This window comes from Pseudomonas sp. 18058, from assembly GCF_902706155.1.
GTDB lineage: Bacteria > Pseudomonadota > Gammaproteobacteria > Pseudomonadales > Pseudomonadaceae > Aquipseudomonas > Aquipseudomonas rustica.
Genome location: NZ_CACSJY010000016.1, coordinates 48,394 through 63,015 on the forward strand (window position 1 = coordinate 48,394; position 14,622 = coordinate 63,015).

At 59.5% G+C, this 14,622-nt stretch carries 12 protein-coding genes and 4 tRNA genes; 14 read left to right on the forward strand and 2 right to left on the reverse strand.

Annotation, left to right across the window (positions count from 1 at the left end; genetic code table 11):
* Window positions 1-122 precede the first annotated feature (122 nt).
* From gltX to GVL50_RS11205, 10 genes are all read left to right on the forward strand, one after another.
* Window positions 123-1,604: a glutamate--tRNA ligase gene (gltX, locus tag GVL50_RS11160; RefSeq protein WP_159812938.1), complete on the forward strand. Its 1,482-nt coding sequence runs from the start codon at window positions 123-125 to the stop codon at window positions 1,602-1,604.
* A 256-nt stretch (window positions 1,605-1,860) separates the two neighbouring features.
* Window positions 1,861-1,936, forward strand: a tRNA-Ala gene (locus GVL50_RS11165).
* 80 nt (window positions 1,937-2,016) lie between these two features.
* Window positions 2,017-2,092 (forward strand) — tRNA-Glu (locus GVL50_RS11170).
* Between the two features lie 52 nt (window positions 2,093-2,144).
* Window positions 2,145-2,220, forward strand: a tRNA-Ala gene (locus GVL50_RS11175).
* 79 nt (window positions 2,221-2,299) lie between these two features.
* Window positions 2,300-2,375 (forward strand) — tRNA-Glu (locus GVL50_RS11180).
* Window positions 2,376-2,556: 181 nt separating this feature from the next.
* On the forward strand, window positions 2,557-3,096 hold the full coding sequence (locus GVL50_RS11185) for a TetR/AcrR family transcriptional regulator (protein WP_053118906.1): 540 nt from the start codon (window positions 2,557-2,559) through the stop codon (window positions 3,094-3,096).
* Window positions 3,097-3,126: 30 nt separating this feature from the next.
* The gene (locus GVL50_RS11190; protein ID WP_159812939.1) at window positions 3,127-3,960 is read left to right on the forward strand and encodes an alpha/beta fold hydrolase; all 834 of its coding nucleotides are present in this window, start codon (window positions 3,127-3,129) and stop codon (window positions 3,958-3,960) included.
* A gap of 45 nt (window positions 3,961-4,005) precedes the next feature.
* Window positions 4,006-4,443 carry a thioesterase family protein gene (locus tag GVL50_RS11195; RefSeq protein ID WP_159812940.1) on the forward strand — a complete coding sequence of 146 codons (438 nt, stop codon included), beginning with the start codon at window positions 4,006-4,008 and terminating at the stop codon, window positions 4,441-4,443.
* A 163-nt stretch (window positions 4,444-4,606) separates the two neighbouring features.
* A complete protein-coding gene (locus GVL50_RS11200; protein WP_159812942.1) occupies window positions 4,607-5,566 on the forward strand; it encodes a tRNA-dihydrouridine synthase in 960 nt (319 codons plus the stop codon).
* Between the two features lie 121 nt (window positions 5,567-5,687).
* A complete protein-coding gene (locus GVL50_RS11205) occupies window positions 5,688-6,131 on the forward strand; it encodes an Hsp20 family protein (protein WP_159812944.1) in 444 nt (147 codons plus the stop codon).
* 45 nt (window positions 6,132-6,176) lie between these two features.
* On the opposite strand, the gene GVL50_RS11210 is transcribed toward GVL50_RS11205, so the two are convergent.
* The gene (locus GVL50_RS11210) at window positions 6,177-9,455 is read right to left on the reverse strand and encodes a PAS domain S-box protein (protein ID WP_159812946.1); all 3,279 of its coding nucleotides are present in this window, start codon (window positions 9,453-9,455) and stop codon (window positions 6,177-6,179) included.
* Window positions 9,456-9,524: 69 nt separating this feature from the next.
* On the reverse strand, window positions 9,525-10,415 hold the full coding sequence (locus GVL50_RS11215; protein WP_053118923.1) for a LysR family transcriptional regulator: 891 nt from the start codon (window positions 10,413-10,415) through the stop codon (window positions 9,525-9,527).
* Between the two features lie 147 nt (window positions 10,416-10,562).
* On the opposite strand from GVL50_RS11215, the gene leuC reads away from it, so the two are divergent.
* From leuC to leuB, 4 genes are all read left to right on the forward strand, one after another.
* A complete protein-coding gene (gene leuC / locus GVL50_RS11220) occupies window positions 10,563-11,981 on the forward strand; it encodes a 3-isopropylmalate dehydratase large subunit (RefSeq protein WP_159812948.1) in 1,419 nt (472 codons plus the stop codon).
* A gap of 10 nt (window positions 11,982-11,991) precedes the next feature.
* On the forward strand, window positions 11,992-12,636 hold the full coding sequence (gene leuD, locus GVL50_RS11225) for a 3-isopropylmalate dehydratase small subunit (RefSeq protein ID WP_053118928.1): 645 nt from the start codon (window positions 11,992-11,994) through the stop codon (window positions 12,634-12,636).
* Window positions 12,637-12,712: 76 nt separating this feature from the next.
* The gene (locus GVL50_RS11230) at window positions 12,713-13,480 is read left to right on the forward strand and encodes a class I SAM-dependent methyltransferase (RefSeq protein ID WP_159812950.1); all 768 of its coding nucleotides are present in this window, start codon (window positions 12,713-12,715) and stop codon (window positions 13,478-13,480) included.
* Window positions 13,481-13,534: 54 nt separating this feature from the next.
* Window positions 13,535-14,617, forward strand: a complete 1,083-nt coding sequence (gene leuB, locus GVL50_RS11235; RefSeq protein ID WP_159812952.1) for a 3-isopropylmalate dehydrogenase — start codon at window positions 13,535-13,537, stop codon at window positions 14,615-14,617.
* The last annotated feature ends 5 nt before the right edge of the window (window positions 14,618-14,622 follow it).

Consider the following 14,622-nt stretch of genomic DNA (forward strand, 5'->3'; position numbering starts at 1 on the left):
GGCTTACGGGCCTTACAGACGCAAACTTGGCTTAAATGCCCTGCCCGCTGGAGCGGGGCGGGTGTCGCCTGTTACCATTCGCCGCTTGATTGTTTTGCTTTTCATTATTTTCGAGACATGCCATGACCACCGTCCGCACTCGCATCGCGCCATCGCCTACCGGGGATCCCCACGTAGGTACCGCTTACATCGCATTGTTCAACTACTGCTTTGCCAAGCAGCACGGCGGTGAGTTCATCCTGCGGATCGAAGACACCGACCAGTTGCGTTCGACCCGCGAGTCCGAACAGCAGATCTTCGACGCCCTGCGCTGGTTGGGCATCGACTGGAGCGAAGGCCCGGACGTTGGCGGCCCGCACGGCCCGTATCGCCAGAGCGAGCGCGGCGATATTTACCAGAAGTACTGCCAGCAACTGGTTGAAATGGGCCACGCGTTCCCATGCTTCTGCACCGCTGAAGAACTCGATCAGATGCGCGCCGAGCAAATGGCTCGCGGCGAAACCCCGCGCTACGACGGCCGCGCGCTGCTACTGTCGAAAGAAGAAGTCGCGGCCCGTCTGGCCGCCGGCGAACCCCACGTGATCCGCATGAAAGTGCCGAGCGAAGGCGTTTGCGTGGTGCCGGACATGCTCCGTGGTGATGTCGAGATCCCGTGGGATCGCATGGACATGCAAGTGCTGATGAAGACCGACGGCCTGCCGACGTACTTCCTCGCCAACGTGGTCGACGATCACCTGATGGGCATCACCCACGTGCTGCGCGGCGAAGAGTGGCTGCCATCGGCACCAAAACTGATTCTGTTGTACGAATACTTCGGCTGGGAACAACCGGAGCTGTGCTACATGCCGCTGTTGCGTAACCCGGACAAGAGCAAGCTGTCCAAGCGCAAGAACCCGACCTCGGTGACGTTCTACGAGCGCATGGGCTTCATGCCGGAAGCGATGCTCAACTACCTCGGTCGCATGGGCTGGTCGATGCCGGACGAGCGCGAGAAGTTCTCGCTGCAGGAAATGGTCGATAACTTCGACCTCAAGCGTGTCTCACTGGGCGGGCCGATCTTCGACATCGAGAAGCTGTCGTGGCTCAACGGCCAGTGGCTGCGTGATCTGCCGGTGGAAGAGTTCGCCAGCCGCTTGCAGACCTGGGCCTTGAACCCGGAATACATGATGAAGATCGCGCCGCTGGTGCAGGGTCGCGTTGAAACCTTCAGCCAGGTTGCACCGCTGGGGGGATTCTTCTTCGCTGGTGGCGTCAATCCGGATGCCAAACTGTTCGAATCGAAAAAGCTCTCGGGCGATCAGGTTCGTCAGTTGATGCAGTTGATCCTGTGGAAGCTCGAAAGCCTGCGTCAGTGGGAGAAAGACAACATCACCGCAACGATTCAGGCAGTGGTTGAATCGCTGGAATTGAAACTGCGTGACGCGATGCCGCTGATGTTTGCGGCGATCACCGGTCAGGCGAGTTCGGTGTCGGTGCTCGATGCGATGGAAATCATTGGCCCGGATCTGACCCGTTTCCGTCTGCGTCAGGCGATTGACCTGCTGGGCGGTGTGTCGAAGAAAGAAAACAAAGAGTGGGAAAAGCTCCTGGCCGCTATCGCCTAAACGCTTTGCCTTCCTGTAGGAGCTGCCGAAGGCTGCGATCTCTTGATCTTGTTTTCAAAAGATAAAGTCAAAAGATCGCAGCCTGCGGCAGCTCCTACAGGTCTGTGTGACATCCCGAGTCCCGAATTTACGGGGGGAGGGCGGTAAGTGATTGTTATGCCGACGAAAAACTTTGAAATTTTTAAAAAATAAGTTTGACAGGCTTTCGATACGCCCTTAAGATTCGCCCCGTCCTCAGCGATGACATCAACGATGAGGGGCTATAGCTCAGCTGGGAGAGCGCCTGCATGGCATGCAGGAGGTCAACGGTTCGATCCCGTTTAGCTCCACCAATTTTACACTTCGAGGTCTGGCCACACCGGCCTTGAAGCGATCAGCACTCAGTGTTGGTCTGTTGTATAGAAGGGTTTGCGTCCCCTTCGTCTAGTGGCCTAGGACACCGCCCTTTCACGGCGGTAACAGGGGTTCGAGTCCCCTAGGGGACGCCAGTTTTACAGAAGTGATGTTGCAAGATGTCACTCCGCCGCGAGGCGATAAATCGGGGCTTTAGCTCAGCTGGGAGAGCGCCTGCATGGCATGCAGGAGGTCAGCGGTTCGATCCCGCTAAGCTCCACCAATTTTACAGTTCAAGGTCTGGCCACACCGGCCTTGAATCGATCAGCACTCAGCACTGATCAGTTGTATAGAAGGTTTGTGTCCCCTTCGTCTAGTGGCCTAGGACACCGCCCTTTCACGGCGGTAACAGGGGTTCGAGTCCCCTAGGGGACGCCACGATTACCCGCTCTGCGGGATTTTATAAGGGTCATTCAATTATTGAATGGCCCTTTTGTTTGTCTGGCGTTTGGCCAATTCTCCTATTTCCTAAACTGTGCTTCAGACCAGCGGTCACATTCTTGACTTGCAGAATATTATTATGCGAATAATATTCTAGTCGTAATATTCGGAGGCAACGATGAACGATAAAAAAGCTCAAACCCGCGAACGCATCCTCAAGGCTGCCAGCGCTGCACTGATCCAGCGCGGCCCGGCAGACCCTAGCGTGGGCGAAGTGATGGGCGCAGCCGGCCTGACGGTTGGCGGCTTCTACGCGCACTTCGAAAGCAAGGACGCGATGATGCTCGAAGCGTTCAAACAGCTGCTTGGCCGCCGTCGCGACTTGATTGCCGACATGGATGCCGAACTGACCGGTGAAGAACGCCGCGCGCTGGTTGCTGCGTTCTACCTGTCGCGCAAGCACCGTGATTCCAGCGAAGCGGCCTGCCCGATTCCGGCGTCGATCGGTGAGTTGGGGCGTCTGCCGGAATCGTTCCGCATCGCGCTGAACGAACACCTGGAATTGATGATTGCGCAGTTGGCGTCCAGCCCTGAGGACACCGACAAAGCCCTGGCCGACGTGGCCTTGATGGTGGGTGGTCTGGCTCTCGCAAGAGCGCTAGGCCCTGGTGATTTATCCGATCGATTGCTGCGCGCTGCCAAGTCGGCGGTGCGTTGACCTGAAGGCAACACGCCTGAGGAGAGAGCGATGAGCACGTTGAAATGGGTTCGTGGCGTTAATGGCACCTTAGGCTGGTTTGCACCGAAATTAGTGGCGAGCAAAATGCGTCTGGCGTTCATGACGCCGCGCGCGCTGCCACTGCGCGACTGGGAACTGCCGATGTTGGCCAGTGCCGAGCGCATCACCTTGCGTTTCGGCCTCTCGGCATTGCGCTGGGGCCAAGGCCCTGCGGTGCTGCTGATGCACGGCTGGGAAGGGCGGCCCACCCAGTTCGCCGCGCTGATCACGGCGCTCGTCGATGCCGGTTACACCGTCGTTGCGCTCGATGGCCCGGCACACGGTCGCTCACCGGGGCGTGAAGCCAACGTCGTCCTGTTCGCCCGCGCCATGCTCGAAGCTGCCGCCGAATTGCCGCCGCTGCAAGCGGTCATCGGTCACTCGATGGGCGGCGCCAGCGCGATGCTCGCCGTGCAATTGGGCTTGCGCACCGAAACCCTTGTCAGTATCGCCGCGCCGGCACGCATTCTTGGTGTGTTGCGCGGATTCGCTCGCTACATGGGCATGCCACCGCGAGCGCGTTCGGCCTTCATCCGTCAGGTCGAGCAGGACGTCGGCATGCGCGCCGCGACCCTTGACGTTGCCCACTATCAACTGGATATGCCCGGCCTGATCGTGCACGCCGAGGACGACAATTTCGTCTCGGTCAAAGAGTCGCAGCTGATCCACGAATCCTGGTTCGACAGCCGTCTGCTGCGCCTTGAGGGCGGTGGTCATCAGCTCGTGCTCGCCGACCCGCGCGTGATTGATGGCGTGTTATCACTGCTCGCCGGCCGTAGCCTTCAGGCGCGCCAATCGGCGTGAGCTCCGTTACACTGCCCCGGTTGAATAACTGACGGGGAGTGGGGCATGGGCTGGGATCGGGCAACGCCGTTTACCATTGATCTGCAAGTAGGCGCCGAGGACATCGACGGGCTGGGCCACGCGAATAACGCGGTCTACGTGACTTGGCTCGAGCGCTGTGCCTGGCGCCACTCGCAGCGTCTGGGGCTGGATCTGGTTGAATATCGGCGACTGGATCGGGCGATGGCCGTGGTGCGCCACGAAATCGATTATCTGGCAGCGGCGTATGAAGGCGACGAGTTGCAATTGGCGACATGGGTCGTCGATTGGGATCAGCGCTTGAAGATGACCCGGCACTTTCAGTTGATCCGCCCAAGCGACAACACCACGCTGCTGCGCGCGCAAACCACGTTTGTCTGCATCGAACTGTCCACCGGCAAGCCCAAGCGCATGCCGGCCGAGTTTATCGAAGGCTATGGCCCTGCGATCCTGACCCCGGCCTGACCCGATCCCTGTAGGAGCTGCCGCAGGCTGCGATCTTTTGATCTTGATTATAAAAAACAACATCAAAAGATCGCAGCCTTCGGCAGCTCCTACAAGGGATCTGCGGTTTCCCGCGATATCCAGTAAACTGCCGCACGTTTTTTCCTTAAGTAGTGTTTTCCCCATGCAAATTGCTCTGGCGCCCATGGAGGGGTTGGTCGACGACATCCTCCGCGACGTGCTGACCCGCGTTGGCGGCATCGACTGGTGCGTGACCGAATTCATTCGGGTCAACGATCAGTTGCTCACCCCGGCGTACTTCCACAAGTTCGGCCCCGAGCTGCTCAACGGCGCCCGCACCGCTTCCGGTGTGCCGCTGCGCGTGCAGTTGCTCGGTTCCGACCCGGTGTGCCTGGCGGAAAACGCTGCGCTGGCCTGCGAACTCGGCTCCGAAGTGATCGACCTCAACTTCGGCTGCCCGGCCAAAACCGTGAACAAATCCCGTGGCGGCGCGGTACTGCTGAAAGAGCCGGAGCTACTCAACCAGATCGTCGAATACGTGCGCCGTGCCGTGCCTGCGCACATTCCGGTGACCGCGAAAATGCGCCTCGGCTTTGACAGCCCGGACGGCTCGCTGGTCTGCGCCACCGCATTGGCTGAGGGCGGCGCCGAGCACATCGTGGTTCACGCTCGTACGAAAATGGACGGCTACAAACCGCCGGCGCACTGGGAGTGGATCCCGCGTGTGCAGGACGTGGTCAAGGTGCCTGTGTTCGCCAATGGCGATATCTGGAGCGTCGAAGACTGGCGCCGTTGCCGCGAAATCAGTGGCGTAGAAGACATCATGCTCGGTCGCGGTCTGGTGTCGCGCCCCGATCTGGCCAAACAAATCGCCGCTGCCCGTGCCGGTGAAGAAGTCGTCGAGATGACTTGGGCGGAACTGATGCCGCTGATTCAGGACTTCTGGTTGCAAGCCAAAGCACAGATGACCGCTCGCCAATCGCCGGGCCGTTTGAAGCAATGGCTGGCGATGCTGACGCGCAATTATCCTGAGGCGACCGAACTGTTTACCGTGCTGCGTCGTGAGACCGAGCCGGATCATGTTTCGCGTTTGCTGGGTTTGCCGGTTGCCGAAGCCGCCTGAAAAAAATCTGCACACAGTCTCTTGAAAACAATTCAGCGGTCCCTATCTAGGGGTTACGCGATGCCGAATTCGGGTCGCGGAGTCAAAAAAACTTGCTGATTGTTTTCAGGAGATTTGAACCATGAGTACTGCATTTTCCCTCGCGCCACTGTTCCGTTCCTCGGTGGGCTTCGACCGTTTTAACGACCTGTTCGAAACCGCCCTGCGCAATGAGCCAGGCAGCAGCTACCCACCTTACAACGTAGAAAAACACGGTGACGACCAATACCGCATCGTTGTAGCGGCAGCCGGTTTCCAGGAAGAAGACCTGGAACTGCAAGTCGAGAAAGGTGTGCTGACCATCAGTGGCGGCAAGCGTGATGCCAACGAAGGCGTGACCTTCCTGCATCAGGGCATTGCCCAGCGTGCTTTCAAGCTGTCCTTCCGCCTCGCCGATCACATCGAGATCAAGGCAGCGGATCTGAGCAACGGCCTGCTGAGCATCGACCTGCTGCGCGTGATTCCGGAAGAAGCGAAAGCCAAACGCATCCCGATCAATGGGGGGCAGAAGCCGGCGTTGCAGTAAGCCGAGCAATGAAAAGGGCGCCAACGGCGCCCTTTTTTGTGCCCGCTATTCCAGCAACACCTTCAAAACATCCAGTGCCACCGGCCGGCTGTGCAGATAACCCTGATACAAATGGCAACCTAATCCCTGCAAAAACGCCAACTGCTCCGGCGTCTCCACCCCCTCGGCAATCACCTCCAGCTCCAGGCTGCGCGCCATCGCCACGATCGCGCGGATGATCTCGGCATCGTTCGGATCCGTCGTCGCATCACGAATAAACGACTGGTCGATTTTCAGCGTGTCCACCGGCAAGCGCTTGAGGTACGTCAGCGACGAATAACCAGTGCCGAAATCGTCCATGGCGAAGCTCACGCCGAGTTTTTTCAGGCGACGCATTTTGCTGATGGTGTCTTCCAGGTTCTGGATGACGATGCCTTCGGTGATTTCCAGTTTCAGCAGCGAGCAGGGCAAGCCGTGGCTGATCATGCTGTGTTCGATGCGTTCGACGAAGTCGTTCTGGCGGAACTGCCGCGGGCTGATGTTCACGCACAGGCTGAAGTTGAGCGGGTCGACCAGTTTCAGTCCGATCAGCTGTTTGAAGGCGTCGCAGGCTTCGTCGAGGATCCACGTGCCGACTTCGAGAATCAGGCCGCTGTCTTCCAGAACCTTGATGAATTCGGTGGGTGATTGCGCGCCGAGTTCCGGGTGGTTCCAGCGCACCAGCGCTTCGGCGCCGATGATCTGGTTGTTGCGGGCATCGATCTGCGGCTGGAAGTGCACGTTGAATTCACCGCGCGACAGCGCCAGACGCAAATCGGTCTCCATGCGCAGCCGCTCGCTGGCGGCTTTCTGCATGGTGTTGTGGTACATCTGCGTGGTGTTGCGCCCGGAATCCTTGGCCCGATACAGCGCGATGTCGGCGCGTTTGAGCAGGTCGGTCGGGGTTGAACCGTGATCGGGAATCAGCGCCACACCGATGCTCGGCGTCACTTGCAGGCGCTGGCCATCGAGGAACATCGGTTCCGAAAGCAATTCGCGGATGGTGTCGGCCAGTTCGCGCACTTGCGCACTGACTTCGTTGCGCGAACCTTCCAGACCGCTGAGCAGCACCACGAACTCATCGCCACCGAGGCGCGCGACCGTGTCTTCCATGCGCACGCTGGCTTCGAGGCGCGCGGTGATGATCTTCAACACCGTGTCGCCGACCGGATGGCCGAGGGAATCGTTGATGTGCTTGAAGTGATCGAGATCGAGAAACAGCAAGGCGCCGCGCAGGTTGTGGCGCTTGAGCAGGGCGATCTGCTGGCTCAGGCGATCCATCAGCAAGGCGCGGTTGGGCAGGTTGGTCAGTGGATCGTGATAAGCCAGATGGCGAATTTGTGCTTCGGCATTTTTCAGCAGACTGACGTCGCGGGCGGTCAGCAGCAGGCACGCGGTTTCGTTGAGGGTGATCGGCTCGACCGAGACTTCGACCGTGAGCATTTCCCCGCGCTTGTTGCGCCCAAGCATTTCCTGATGGTGGACGCGGCCCTTGATTTGTAACTCGGCGAGTAGCGCCGAGCGCTGTTTCTCCTCGGCCCAGATGCCGACCTGATACACGGTTTTACCGACGACCTCTTCAGCGCGATAACCGGTAAGCCGGCAGAAGCCGTCGTTAACTTCCAGATAGCGCCCGGAATCACGTTCGGTGATGGTGATCGCGTCGGGGCTTGAGTGAAACGCCTTGGCGAATTTCTCTTCGCTGGCCTTCAGTGCAGCCTCTGAACGTTGTTGCTGAGTAATGTCGCGCAGGGTGGTGACGATGCACGGTTGATCGCCGACGCTGATCTGCCGACTAGAAATCACGCAGGTCAGCGACTGGCCGTCCTTGTGCTGGACGATGATCGCGACGTTGCTCAGGCCCTGTTCGCGAATTACCCGTTCGATGCGTTGCAGACTTTTTGCCGACGCGTCCCACAGGCCGATTTCTTCGGCAGTGTGGCCAATCACGTCGCTGGCACTCCAGCCGAAAGTCTGGGTAAAGCTGTTGTTGATCTCGATGAATTCGCCGCTGTCCTGGCGCGTGACGCAGATCGGGTCGGGGCTGACCTGGAACAGCGTGGCGAATTTTTCTTCTGAGGCGACCAGGCGCTGCTCTCGCTCAACCTGATCGGTGATGTCGAGCAACGTGCCGGCCATGCGCAGCGGCGCGCCGTTGTCGTCGCGGTAGAGGCGGGCGCGGCTTTCCAGATAGCGCGAGCTGCCGTCCGGCAGTTGCACGCGATAGGTCAGTTGATAATTGCCTGCCGGGCCTTCGCGCAGGGAGCGGTAGGCGTCGCGCATGCTGTCGCGTTCTTCGCCGGGCACGCCTTCGAAAAACTCGTCAAACGATTCATGGAACGGTTTCGCTTCAAGCCCGTGTAACTGCGCGGCGCGCGCCGAGCCGTAAAGCATGCCGCTGGGGATGTGCCAGTCCCACGTGCCGAGTTGCGCCGAGTCCAGCGCGAGGTCGAGACGTTCCTGGCTGTCCTTCAGCGCGTGTTCGGCAGCTTTGCGTTCGGTGGTGTCGAGGAAGGTGCTGAGCAGATAGGGTTGGCCTTCCAGTTCGACCTTCTGCGCGCTGAGAATGCCGTCGTGGATCTGGCCGTTGCTCGCACGGAACTGCACTTCCATGGCGATCAGTTCGCCTTTGGTGTTGGTCTTTTTGACCAGTTCGGCGCGTTGTTCGGGATGCACCCACAAACCGAGTTCCAGCGTGGTGCGGCCGATGGCGCTCTGCACCGGCCAGCCGAACAGGCTTTCAAAATACTGATTGGCCTCGCTGATCAAGCCATCTTCCTGGCGGGTGAGCAAAACCATGTTGGGGCATAGGTGAAATAGTGTGGCGAAACGTTTCTCCGAGCTGCTCAGCGCTTGCTCGCGTTGGCGCTGGTGGGTGATTTCGCGAATCACCCCGATCATTCGGGGGCGGCCGTTTTTGTCCGGCAGCAGACTCCCGCTGATCTCCAGCCAGTGCAGGCTGCCGTCGGGCCATTGGATGCGGTGGTGCATCGCTTGCTCCAGCGGCGCACCGGCAATCACCGCGTGGAAGGCGCGCACGGTTTTCGCGCGGTCTTCCGGAGGCAATAAATCGAGGTATTCAAGGTCGGCCGGCAGCGGCTGGCGTGGATCGAAGCCGAACAATGCCTGCGTGCCCCGCGACCAACTGATCTGCCCGCGCTCGATGTCCCAATACCAGGCGCCGAGCCGGGCGCCGTTGAGCGCCGCGAGCAATTGCGGCGCACTTTCCCAGCTCTGCTCGGAATGCCGTGGATCAATTGCCTGAATGCGCGGCATCGGCGGGATACGGTCAACAGATTTGGGCATTGGTTACGGGCCTTGAGCTGGTTTATGCGTTAGGCACAGGGAAACGCGGCTCTATAGGAGTAGCACAAGTCAGCCGAGAGTCCCTGGCAGATCGATTTGTGCGTCCAGCAAGGCCATAAAGGCGCGAGCCGCGTTCGATAGCGTCCGTTCAGTGTGCAAGATATAGCCTAGCTGGCGCCGCAGCTGTATGCCCGGCAAAGCGATGCTTGCCACCTGATCATCGAGCATCGTGCGCGGCAGCACGCTCCAGGCCAGGCCGATCGAGACCATCATCTTGATGGTTTCCAGATAGTTGGTGCTCATGGCGATGTTCGGCGTCAGGCCCTGAGCCTCGAACAGTCGTTGGACAATATGGTGAGTAAATGTGTTGCCACCGGGGAAAACCGCCGGATGGCCGGCAATGTCCGCCAGGCTGACGGCGCCGTTGCTGATCAGCGAATGCTCCGGGGCGACCACGAAATCCAGCGGGTCGTCCCACACCGGCGTGGCTTTGACCAGCGCATGCGGCTCTGGCGCCAAGGTGATCACCGCCAATTCCGCGCGGCCATGGAGAATCTCTTCGTAGGCCACTTCCGAATCGAGGAACTGAATATCCAGCGCGACCTGTGGGTAACGGCGGGTGAACTCCCTTAATAGCGGCGGCAAACGGTGCAGGCCGATGTGGTGACTGGTCGCCAGGGTCAGCCGGCCGCTGACTTCGCCGGTCAGGTTGGTCAGCGCGCGGCGGGTGTCATCGAGCACGTTGAGAATCTGGTAGGCCCGTGGCAGCAGGGCGCGGCCGGCTTCGGTCAGGCCGACTTCACGGCCGAGGCGATCAAACAGACGCACCTTTAGTTGCTGCTCCAGACCGGCGATACGTTTGCTGATCGCCGGCTGCGTCAGGTGCAAGCGTTCGCCGGCGCCGGAGAAGCTGCCGGTCTCGGCGATGGCAATAAAAGCGTTGAGGTTGGCCAGATCCATGGTGGTATTCCAGTTGGTTATCCAAAGCATAAAAAATATGAATTTGAGTTATTTAATGTAACCCCATAGGATCGACCTCACAAGCCAAAGGGTTATTGAAACGTTCAAGGCCCGGGGCATAGAAACAAGCTGATGAGGAACCGTCTGATGGCCGGCAAAACGCTCTACGACAAGCTCTGGGATTCGCATTTGGTCAAGCAGCGCGACGATGGCTCTGCGCTGATCTACATCGATCGTCACATCATTCACGAAGTGACTTCGCCGCAAGCCTTTGAAGGTCTGCGTCTGGCCGGGCGCAAGCCTTGGCGCATCGATGCCAACATCGCGACCCCGGATCACAACGTACCGACGACGCCAGAGCGCAAGGGCGGCATCGAAGCCATTGCCGATCAAGTCTCGCGTTTGCAGGTTCAGACCCTCGACGACAACTGCGATGAATACGGCATCGTCGAGTTCAAGATGAACGACGTCCGCCAAGGCATCGTCCACGTGATCAGCCCGGAGCAGGGCGCGACCTTGCCGGGCATGACCGTGGTCTGCGGCGACTCGCACACCTCGACCCACGGCGCATTCGGCGCTTTGGCTCACGGTATCGGCACCTCCGAAGTCGAGCACGTGCTCGCCACGCAGTGCCTGGTCGCCAAGAAAATGAAAAACATGCTGGTGCGCGTTGAAGGGCAATTGCCGTTCGGCGTGACCGCCAAGGACATCGTCCTCGCAGTGATCGGCAAAATCGGCACCGCTGGTGGTAACGGCCACGCCATCGAATTCGCCGGCAGCGCGATCCGCGATTTGTCCGTTGAAGGCCGCATGACCATCTGCAACATGTCCATCGAAGCCGGCGCCCGCGTAGGTTTGGTGGCAGCGGATCAGAAGACTGTCGACTACGTGAAGGGCCGTCCATTTGCTCCGAAAGGCGCGGAATGGGACATGGCCGTCGAGTCCTGGAAAGACCTGGTGTCCGACGCCGACGCCAAGTTCGACACCTTGGTTGAGCTCGACGCTACGCAGATCAAGCCGCAAGTCAGCTGGGGCACTTCGCCTGAGATGGTTTTGGCGGTTGATCAGAACGTGCCGGATCCAGCCAAAGAGATGGATCTGGTCAAGCGCGACTCGATCGTCCGTGCCCTGAAATACATGGGTTTGACCGCCAATCAGGCGATCACCGACATTCAACTGGATCGCGTGTTTATCGGCTCCTGCACCAACTCGCGCATTGAAGACTTGCGTGCTGCGGCGGTGATCGCCAAGGGCCGTAAAGTCGCATCGACCATCAAGCAAGCGATCGTGGTGCCGGGTTCGGGTCTGGTGAAGGCGCAGGCAGAGGCCGAAGGTCTCGACAAGATTTTCCTCGAAGCCGGTTTCGAATGGCGTGAGCCGGGTTGCTCGATGTGCCTGGCGATGAACCCGGATCGTTTGGAGTCCGGCGAGCATTGCGCCTCGACCTCCAACCGTAACTTCGAAGGCCGTCAGGGCGCCGGTGGCCGTACCCACCTCGTCAGCCCGGCCATGGCGGCGGCGGCAGCGGTGAACGGTCGTTTCATCGACGTTCGCGAATTGATTTAAGGAGCGCAGCATGAAAGCTTTTACCCAGCACACTGGTCTTGTCGCGCCTTTGGATCGTGCCAACGTCGACACTGACCAAATTATTCCGAAACAGTTTTTGAAGTCGATCAAACGCACCGGTTTCGGCCCGAACCTGTTCGATGAATGGCGTTACCTCGATGTCGGGCAACCGTATCAGGACAACTCCAAGCGTCCGCTGAACAAGGACTTCGTCCTCAACGCCGAGCGTTATCAAGGCGCCAGCGTGTTGCTGGCCCGCGAGAACTTCGGTTGCGGCTCCAGCCGTGAACACGCGCCATGGGCGCTGGAAGAATACGGTTTCCGCAGCATCATCGCGCCGAGCTACGCCGACATCTTCTTTAACAACAGCTTCAAAAACGGCTTGCTGCCGATCATCTTGAGCGACGCTGAGGTTGATGAGTTGTTCAAGCAGGTCGAGGCTGAGCCGGGTTATCAATTGCAGGTCGATCTGCAAGCGCAGACCGTGACCAGCCCGAATGGCAAGGTGTACAGCTTTGAGATTGATGCGTTCCGTAAGCATTGCCTGTTGAACGGTCTGGACGATATCGGGCTGACCTTGCAGGACGGTGATGCGATTGCGACGTTTGAGGCCAGGCATCGGGTTAGCCAGCCGTGGTTGTTTCGCGACGCGTGATTGATTTGAGATTGATGTAGTCAGGGCTTGCTCGCGAAGACGGCAGCCCAAACAACACAACTATCAGGATGTGACCATGACCAGCACCGCCCAACACACCCAGGTCGTACAAAAGCAATTCGGTGAGCAGGCCGCCGCCTACCTGAGCAGCGCCGTTCACGCTCAAGGCACTGAATTCGCGCTGCTACAGGCTGAGCTGGCCGGGCAGGGCGAGGCTCGTGTGCTGGACTTGGGTTGCGGCGCCGGTCACGTCAGTTTTCACGTGGCATCGCTGGTCAAGGAAGTGGTCGCTTACGACCTGTCGCAGCAAATGCTCGACGTGGTCGCCACCGCTGCGATTGATCGCGGTATCGGCAACATTTCCACGGTCAACGGTGCCGCCGAGCGTCTGCCGTTTGCCGATGGCGAGTTCGACTTCGTGTTCAGCCGTTATTCGGCGCATCACTGGAGCGATCTCGGTGTGGCCCTGCGCGAAGTGCGTCGGGTGCTGAAGCCGGGCGGTGTGGCGGCGTTCGTTGACGTGTTGTCACCGGGCAGTCCGTTGTTCGACACTTACCTGCAAAGCGTCGAAGTGCTGCGCGACACCAGCCATGTGCGCGATTATTCTGCCGCTGAATGGTTGCGCCAAGTCAGCGAGGCCGGTTTGCATGTGCGTAGCACTACGCGTCAGCGCCTGCGTCTGGAGTACGCCACCTGGGTTGAGCGCATGCGCACACCCGACGTGATGCGCGCCGCGATTCGTCAGTTGCAGCAGTCGATGGGCAACGAAGTGCGCGAATATTTTGAAATTGATGCCGACGGCTCGTTCAGTACAGATGTAATCGTATTGATGGCTGAGCGCTAAGAATTTTTCCGGGCGCGCCTCAGATGGCGCACCGACTGAAGACACGAGGAAAGCATGAGCAAGCAGATTCTGATTCTCCCAGGTGACGGTATTGGTCCGGAAATCATGGCCGAAGCGGTCAAGGTGCTGGAACTGGCCAACGACAAATACAGCCTGGGCTTTGAGCTGAGCCATGACCTGATCGGTGGCGCGGCCATCGACAAGCACGGCGTGCCATTGGCCGACGAAACCCTCGACCGTGCCCGCGCTGCCGATGCCGTACTGCTGGGCGCCGTCGGTGGCCCGAAATGGGACACCATCGAGCGTGACATCCGCCCTGAGCGCGGCCTGCTGAAAATCCGTGCGCAACTGGGCCTGTTCGGCAACCTGCGTCCGGCGATTCTGTACCCGCAACTGGCCGAGGCTTCGAGCCTGAAGCCGGAAATCGTTGCCGGTCTGGATATCCTCATCGTTCGTGAGCTGACCGGTGGCATCTACTTCGGCGCGCCACGCGGCACCCGTACTCTGGAAAACGGCGAGCGTCAGTCCTACGACACGCTGCCGTACAGCGAAAGCGAAATCCGCCGCATCGCCCGCGTCGGTTTCGACATGGCCATGGTGCGTGGCAAGAAACTCTGCTCGGTGGACAAGGCCAACGTGCTGGCGTCCAGCCAACTGTGGCGTGAAATCGTTGAAGAAGTGGCCAAGGATTATCCAGAAGTCGAACTGAGCCACATGTACGTCGACAACGCCGCGATGCAACTGGTGCGCGCACCGAAGCAGTTCGACGTGATCGTCACCGACAACATGTTCGGCGACATCCTGTCCGATCAGGCGTCGATGCTCACCGGTTCCATCGGCATGCTGCCGTCGGCGTCGCTGGACACCAACAACAAGGGCATGTACGAGCCTTGCCACGGTTCCGCTCCGGACATCGCCGGTAAAGGCATCGCCAACCCGTTGGCGACCATTCTGTCGGTCTCGATGATGCTGCGTTACAGCTTCAATCTGCAGGATGCGGCTGATGCCATCGAAAAAGCTGTCAGCGTCGTGCTCGACCAGGGTCTGCGCACGGGCGACATCTATTCGGCCGGTTGCACCAAAGTCGGTACGCAGGAAATGGGCGACGCAGTAGTCGCCGCGCTGCGGAATCTGTAATCTCT

Excerpts from the sequence above, each read along its gene's own strand:
- gltX (WP_159812938.1), top strand. The coding sequence starts at position 123 with ATGACCACCGTCCGCACTCGCATCGCGCCATCGCCTACCGGGGATCCC.
- GVL50_RS11185 (WP_053118906.1), top strand. The coding sequence starts at position 2,557 with ATGAACGATAAAAAAGCTCAAACCCGCGAACGCATCCTCAAGGCTGCC.
- GVL50_RS11190 (WP_159812939.1), top strand. The coding sequence starts at position 3,127 with ATGAGCACGTTGAAATGGGTTCGTGGCGTTAATGGCACCTTAGGCTGG.
- GVL50_RS11195 (WP_159812940.1), top strand. The coding sequence starts at position 4,006 with ATGGGCTGGGATCGGGCAACGCCGTTTACCATTGATCTGCAAGTAGGC.
- GVL50_RS11200 (WP_159812942.1), top strand. The coding sequence starts at position 4,607 with ATGCAAATTGCTCTGGCGCCCATGGAGGGGTTGGTCGACGACATCCTC.
- GVL50_RS11205 (WP_159812944.1), top strand. The coding sequence starts at position 5,688 with ATGAGTACTGCATTTTCCCTCGCGCCACTGTTCCGTTCCTCGGTGGGC.
- GVL50_RS11210 (WP_159812946.1), bottom strand. The coding sequence starts at position 9,455 with ATGCCCAAATCTGTTGACCGTATCCCGCCGATGCCGCGCATTCAGGCA.
- GVL50_RS11215 (WP_053118923.1), bottom strand. The coding sequence starts at position 10,415 with ATGGATCTGGCCAACCTCAACGCTTTTATTGCCATCGCCGAGACCGGC.
- leuC (WP_159812948.1), top strand. The coding sequence starts at position 10,563 with ATGGCCGGCAAAACGCTCTACGACAAGCTCTGGGATTCGCATTTGGTC.
- leuD (WP_053118928.1), top strand. The coding sequence starts at position 11,992 with ATGAAAGCTTTTACCCAGCACACTGGTCTTGTCGCGCCTTTGGATCGT.
- GVL50_RS11230 (WP_159812950.1), top strand. The coding sequence starts at position 12,713 with ATGACCAGCACCGCCCAACACACCCAGGTCGTACAAAAGCAATTCGGT.
- leuB (WP_159812952.1), top strand. The coding sequence starts at position 13,535 with ATGAGCAAGCAGATTCTGATTCTCCCAGGTGACGGTATTGGTCCGGAA.